The organism is Peribacillus sp. SIMBA_075 (assembly GCF_046534585.1).
The window spans coordinates 1-980 of record NZ_JAWRYN010000099.1 but is presented as its reverse complement, the minus strand read 5'-3'; the positions used below and the strand labels follow the sequence as shown (position 1 = coordinate 980).

General features: G+C 35.3%; 1 protein-coding gene. It reads right to left on the bottom strand.

Annotated features, from left to right (window positions below; translation table 11 throughout):
- Positions 1-44 precede the first annotated feature (44 nt).
- Entirely contained in the window at positions 45-917 is an 873-nt protein-coding gene (locus SB775_RS27310) for a Cof-type HAD-IIB family hydrolase (RefSeq protein ID WP_410864267.1), read from the bottom strand.
- Positions 918-980 lie beyond the last annotated feature (63 nt).

Sequence of the window (980 nt, the reverse complement as noted above, 5' to 3'; positions counted from 1 at the left end):
ATATATCCATGCCATTTTATCGCTCGCTCCTTCGGCATTGACACTTATTTTTGAACCACGAAGTTCTCCATATATCGATAAATCGCATAAGCTACCCCATTCTCATCATTTTTAAGGGTTGTCGTTGTACAAACAGCTTTTATGACATCTTTCGCATTTCCCATCGCTACGCTGTATCCAACTTTCTGGAACATGGATAAATCATTGTTGCTGTCCCCGATTGCCATAGCCTGATCTAAGGAGCCATTCATCAATAAAGCCAATTTTTCAAGGGCCATTCCTTTTGAAGCTCTTTTACTAGTAATTTCAATGTTGTGATCAGCAGATGAAACAACCATCAACTCATCAAACTGTTTGAATTGGTTCCATGCTTCCTCTAATTTCTTTTTATCAAAAGAACATGCTAATACGTTATAGAATTCTTCCTCCTGTTTTAAGATATCATGATAGTTTTCAACTAAAACATATCCAAACTGGTCAAATTGCCTTTCCGCTACTTCAACTAATTCTTTCATATCTGTATTCAAATCGGCGCTTTTCAAACTTTTAATCTCATTATGGAAATGTTCTCTTCCCTTTTTAAGAGTATAAATGGCTTTATCAGTAAACACTTCGTAATAATAATTACGTTCATCTAACCATTGGAGAATAGATTCGACACAATCTTTAGTTATCGTAATAGAAGAAATGCACTTTCCGCTTTTGGAATGAATAGTTGCGCCATTTGTCCCGATTACAAATGGGGAAATCCCGGCTTTTTCACAAATTGTTTGAACATCAAAATAAGCCCGTCCTGTTGAAATAACGACTTCAAAGCCTCTATCTTGGGCATATTGAATCGCCTTTATATTTTCATCACTAATTTCATTCTGGTCGTTTAATAATGTTCCGTCTAAATCTATCGCAATGAAACTCATGCTATATAGCTCCTTTTCTCATTCAATCTATTAAATTCTCTTTCTAGCTTTTATATCTGCTCT

Excerpts from the sequence above, each read along its gene's own strand:
- SB775_RS27310 (WP_410864267.1), bottom strand. The coding sequence starts at position 917 with ATGAGTTTCATTGCGATAGATTTAGACGGAACATTATTAAACGACCAG.